The sequence below is a fragment of the Immundisolibacter sp. genome (assembly GCF_028696615.1).
Classification (GTDB): domain Bacteria; phylum Pseudomonadota; class Gammaproteobacteria; order Immundisolibacterales; family Immundisolibacteraceae; genus Immundisolibacter.
Window position 1 is genome coordinate 1 of record NZ_JAQVGQ010000208.1, and the last position, 4,674, is coordinate 4,674.

The following is a 4,674-nucleotide window of genomic DNA, read 5'->3' on the forward strand; positions in this document are numbered from 1 at the left end:
GGCGGCGAAATAGGCTTGGCGGAGCGTGTCGTCGTCGCAAGGGCCGAGGATGCACAGGTGTTGGGACAGGCCCAGCTCGGCGGCCAGCGTTTCGAGCGCGGCCCGCCCGCCAGTGTTGGCACCGGACAGGGCGTCCTGGGCTTCGTCACCGATTACCAGCAGCAACACCTGTGGGTATCGCTGGCGAATGCCAGGCAGCGATTCGCGGATGAACTCGTATAGCCCTTTGCGGGCGGTGAGCCGGCCGACCGAGAGCAGCACTGGACGGTCGCCAAGATCATATTTGCGGCGAAAGGCATCGCCTGTTGCGGTCGGGTCTTTCGGTAATGTGACGCCGGGATGAATGACGCTGATTCGTCCTGCCGCGACACCGGCGCGGGCGGCGATGCCAGCGGTGTTGGTGCTGTTGGCGATGGCCTGGTCGAGACGGCGCAGCGCCGGCAGCCACAGTGCCCGGTACACCGGGTGGCGGGCCAGCAGGTCGAGCCCATGCACGTAGGCCACAGCGCGGGCGCCGCTGCGCCGCGCGGCGAGCTGTGTGGCGATCGCAGTGAGGCCGCTGCCGGCGAGGACGATATCGAACGGTTGGCCACCCTCGTTCCAGGCAGCGAGCAGCGAACGCAGCAGGAAGCTGCGCAGCGGTCGGGCGGGGACCTCGATGACTTCGCACGCTGTCGGCAGAAGGTGGCGGCACCCTGCCGGTCCGATGACGCTGAGTGTGCTCCACTCGGCCAGCGACCGCGCCATGTGCAGGTTTAGGCGCTCCATCCCCCCGCGCAGCGGCGGCAGGTTGCGGGTGATGAGCAGGATGCGCGGACTTCGCGGCTGGACGGCGTCAGTCATGCGCTGAGTGTGGCGGCGGGACTCACGGCCGCCATCACCGCCCCGCAGCCTCCAGAAACGCCGCCATGCGCGCCGCGTCCGGCCGCTCGATGACGCCGTGCTCGCACACGATGGCGTCGATGAGCGCCGCTGGCGTCACGTCGAACACCGGGTTCCAGGCCGCAAAACCCGCCGGCGCCAGCGCCTGGCCGGCCAGCTGCGTGAGTTCCTGCGCCGGGCGTTCTTCCACCTCGATGACGGCGCCGTCGGGCGTGGCGGGGTCGAAGGTGGACAGCGGCGCCACCACCATCACCCGCGCGCCGTGGGCGCGGGCGGCCAGCGCCGCGGTGTAGGTGCCGATTTTGTTGGCGGTGTCGCCGTTGGCGGCGATGCGGTCGGCGCCGACGATGAGCCAGGCCGGGCGCAGGCGCGCGAACAGCCAGGCCGCCGCGCCGTCCACCACCAACCGCGCCGGGATGCCCTCCTGCTGCAGCTCCCAGGCGGTCAGGCGCGCGCCCTGCAGCCAGGGCCGGGTTTCGTCCACGAACACCTCGGCGATGCGGCCCTGGGCGTGGGCGGTGCGGATCACGCCAAGCGCCGTGCCGTGCCCGCCGGTGGCCAGCGCGCCGGTGTTGCAGTGGGTGAGCACGCGGCTGCCGGGGGCGATCAGTGGCGCGCCGTGCGCCGCCATGGCGCGGTTGGCGGCCAGGTCCTGGTCGTGGATGGCGCGCGCCTGCGCCAGCAGGGCGGGTTCGGGATCGCCGCTGGTGGTGGCGAAACGCGCCGTCATGCGGTCGAGCGCCCAGGCGAGGTTGACGGCCGTCGGCCGGGCATTGCGCAGGTGCGCGAGGTCCGGCTCGATCGCCGCCCGCCAGCCGTCGCCGGCTGCCGCGAAGGCCGCGCGTGCCGCCAGCACCACGCCGTACGCCGCCGCGATGCCGATGGCCGGCGCGCCGCGCACCACCATGGCGCGGATGGCGTCCGCCACCTCGCCGGCGCTCACGCAGCGCAGCCAGGTCTGCTCGGCCGGCAGGCGGCGCTGGTCCAGCAGGTGAAGGGCGCCGTCTTGCCAGCGCAGGGCGGTGACGGGGTTCACGCCGCCTCCGCGCGGCCGGTGCAAAGACGCCTGCAGGGGAACGGATGGCCGGGCTGGGTCACGGGGTCGACTCACTACAATGCTGGCCCGACATCTTAACAACCCAGGATCAGCCGCCATGGATCGTCCCGTCCCGCCCGACTGCACGCCCGAGAGCCTGGGTTTCGAGGCGGCGCTCGCGCAGGTGCTGCGCACCGTCCGGCCGCTGCCGGGCGCCGAAACGCTGGCGCTCACGGACGCGCTCGGCCGCGTGCTGGCCGCGCCGCTCATCGCCACCATGGACCTGCAGCCGTGGCCGAATTCGGCCATGGACGGCTACGCCTTCGCTTTCGCCGACCTGGACACCGCGCTCGGCGCGGGCCTGGAGCTGGTGGGCACGGCGCTGGCCGGGCATCCGTTCACCGGCCGGCTCGGGCGCGGGCAGTGCGTGCGCATCCTGACCGGCGCCGTGCTGCCGGATGGCGCCGACACGGTGGTGATGCAGGAACATGCCACGCTTGCGCACGGACGGCTGCGATTGCAGCGCCCGCTGCCCGTCGGCGCCAACGTGCGCGCGCCCGGCGAGGACGTGCGCGCCGGCCAGACGGTGCTGCCGGCCGGCAGTCGCCTCGGCCCGGCGCAGCTTGCGCTGGCGGCGGCGCTGGGGCAGGGCACGGTCACGGTGCATCGCCGCCCGCGCGTGGCGCTGTTCACCAGCGGCGACGAGCTCACGCCGCTCGGCCGGCCGCTCGGCCCGGGCGCCATCTACGACAGCAACCGCTACCTGCTGCGCGCCATGCTGCAGGAGCTGGGCGCGACGGTGGTGGATCTGGGCATCGTGGCGGACGATCCGGCCGCCGTGCGCGCCGCCTTTGCCGCCGCTCGCGAGCAGGCGGACGTGGTGATCAGCTCGGGCGGCGTGTCGGTGGGCGATGCCGACTACGTGCGCGACGTGTTCGCCGAGTTCGGCGACATCCACTTCTGGCGCATCGCCATGAAACCCGGCCGGCCGCTGGCCTTCGGGCGGCTGGGCGAGACCTGGTTTTTCGGCCTGCCGGGCAATCCGGTGTCGACCGCGGTGACGTTTCACCAGTTCGTGCGCCCGGCGCTGCGCCTGCTGGAGGGTGAGGCGCCGGCGCCGCCGCTGCGCCTGCAACTGCCGCTGCTGGAGCCGCTGCACAAGGCGCCGGGGCGGCTCGATTTTCAGCGCGGCATCGTCGGCCCGGGGCCGGACGGGCGCCTTGGCGTCAAGAGCGCGGGCGCGCAGGGCTCGCACGTGCTGAGCAGTCTCGCCGCCGCCAACTGCCTGATCGTGCTGCCGGCCGACAGCGGCGACCTGCCGGCCGGCGCCACGGTGACGGTGGAACCGCTGCCCTGGCCCGGCACGCCGGGGCGCGACGTTTTTTAGCTCGCAGGAGCGGCTTCAGCCGCGAAGGTTCACTGGCAGCCTTTGCCCGCCCGGCTCGCTCAGGCGTACATCAGGCGCCCCTTGGGCTCTGGGATCGCGCGGCCTTGTTCGCGGGCGGTTTCGATCCACTCTTGGATGATCTGCTCGGCATTGGCTACCGCCTGCTGGTAGGTCGCGCCATCGGCCATGCAGCCGGGCAGTTCCGGCACTTCGACGATAAATGCGTCGTCCTGAGCGCTCCAGTAGATGATCAGTTCATATCTGATCGCCATCACGTTCTCCCAAGCGGTACTTGAGTATCAAGTTTCGCACTTGCCTGACCTGGTAAGGCTTGGCATGTGCGCCTCGTGGCTGGATGTTGATGATTTCTTCCACGCCCACGGCAGTAAATATGTGGTGATCGCCGCGGATCCGCTGCTTGAATCCCAGGTGGATCAGGAATTGACAAAGGTCGGCAAAACCGACGGTGGCATCGGCCACGCCACTCAAGATGCGCTCTCGGAGCTTGTCGTACCGGCTCATTTGCGCCTCTCGGGAGCGCTGTGATCAGGTTGCCGAAGGTCGTTTTCGCGGGATTGTGCACGATGCCCTACGTGGCCTACGCGGCTCGCAGGAGCGGCTCGCAGGAGCGGCTTCAGCCGCGAACGCTCACGCCCGCAGCAGGAACGTCACCGGCCCGTCGTTGGTGAGGCTGACCTGCATGTGGGCGCCGAAGCGGCCGCTGGCGACGTCGGCGTGCTGGCGCCGGGCGGCGTCGACCAGCGCATCGAACACGGCCCGGGCGTGCCCGGGCTCGGCGGCGCTGGTGAAGCTCGGCCGCCGGCCGCGGTCGGTGTCGGCGGCCAGTGTGAACTGCGGCACCAGCAGCAGGCCGCCGCCAATGTCGGTGAGGGAACGATTCATGCGCCCCTGGGCGTCGTCGAACACGCGATAACCCAGCAGGCGCTCGGCCATGCGCGCTGCCTGCGCGGGCCCGTCGGCCGGCTGCACGCCGACCAGCACCAATAGCCCCGGGCCGATCTGCCCCACTACCTCGCCGGCCACCTCCACGCGGGCCTGCGTCACCCGCTGCAGCAGGGCCAGCATGGAACTAGCTCGCGCTGCGGGCGTGCCGGCGCCGGTCGGATTCCAGCAGATGGCGCTTGCGGATGCGCAGGTGCTTGGGCGTCACCTCGACCAGCTCGTCGGCTTCGATGAACTCGAGCGCCTGCTCCAGCGTCAGGCGCATGGGCGGGGTCAGCAGGATGTTCTCGTCGCTGCCGGCGGCGCGGATGTTGGTGAGCTGCTTGGCCTTGAGCGGGTTCACGGTCAGGTCGTTGCCGCGGCTGTGCAGGCCGATCACCTGGCCCTCGTACACCTCGGCGCCCCG

Annotated in this window: 6 protein-coding genes and 1 pseudogene; 2 read left to right on the plus strand and 5 right to left on the minus strand. The window is 71.4% G+C overall.

Translation table 11 applies throughout. From position 1 onward, the window contains the following. Positions 1-843: glycosyltransferase family 4 protein (locus PHC73_RS11675; RefSeq protein ID WP_300128350.1), on the minus strand; the 843-nt coding region annotated here is incomplete at its 3' end. A 34-nt stretch (positions 844-877) separates the two neighbouring features. Then, positions 878-1,918 carry an S-methyl-5-thioribose-1-phosphate isomerase gene (gene mtnA, locus PHC73_RS11680; protein ID WP_300128353.1) on the minus strand — a complete coding sequence of 347 codons (1,041 nt, stop codon included), beginning with the start codon at positions 1,916-1,918 and terminating at the stop codon, positions 878-880. 118 nt (positions 1,919-2,036) lie between these two features. On the opposite strand from mtnA, the gene glp reads away from it, so the two are divergent. Then, on the plus strand, positions 2,037-3,305 hold the full coding sequence (glp, locus tag PHC73_RS11685; protein WP_300128356.1) for a gephyrin-like molybdotransferase Glp: 1,269 nt from the start codon (positions 2,037-2,039) through the stop codon (positions 3,303-3,305). Positions 3,306-3,364: 59 nt separating this feature from the next. Here the strand turns inward: glp and PHC73_RS11690 are convergent, their stop codons facing one another. Then, entirely contained in the window at positions 3,365-3,577 is a 213-nt protein-coding gene (locus PHC73_RS11690) for a type II toxin-antitoxin system HicB family antitoxin (protein WP_300128359.1), read from the minus strand. 40 nt (positions 3,578-3,617) lie between these two features. Between PHC73_RS11690 and PHC73_RS11695 the strand changes: the two genes are divergently transcribed. Continuing rightward, positions 3,618-3,851, plus strand: coding sequence for a hypothetical protein (locus tag PHC73_RS11695; RefSeq protein ID WP_300128362.1), 234 nt, complete (start codon positions 3,618-3,620; stop codon positions 3,849-3,851). Positions 3,852-3,953: 102 nt separating this feature from the next. Here PHC73_RS11695 and dtd read toward each other — a convergent pair whose 3' ends face one another. Then, on the minus strand, positions 3,954-4,391 hold the full coding sequence (dtd, locus tag PHC73_RS11700) for a D-aminoacyl-tRNA deacylase (protein ID WP_300128365.1): 438 nt from the start codon (positions 4,389-4,391) through the stop codon (positions 3,954-3,956). 4 nt (positions 4,392-4,395) lie between these two features. Further along, positions 4,396-4,674: pseudogene (locus PHC73_RS11705) on the minus strand (translational GTPase TypA); the annotation flags it as partial.

Bases quoted from the DNA above. Each gene is read 5' to 3' on its own strand.
- PHC73_RS11690 (WP_300128359.1), bottom strand. From the start codon at position 3,577: ATGGCGATCAGATATGAACTGATCATCTACTGGAGCGCTCAGGACGAC.
- dtd (WP_300128365.1), bottom strand. From the start codon at position 4,391: ATGCTGGCCCTGCTGCAGCGGGTGACGCAGGCCCGCGTGGAGGTGGCC.
- glp (WP_300128356.1), top strand. From the start codon at position 2,037: ATGGATCGTCCCGTCCCGCCCGACTGCACGCCCGAGAGCCTGGGTTTC.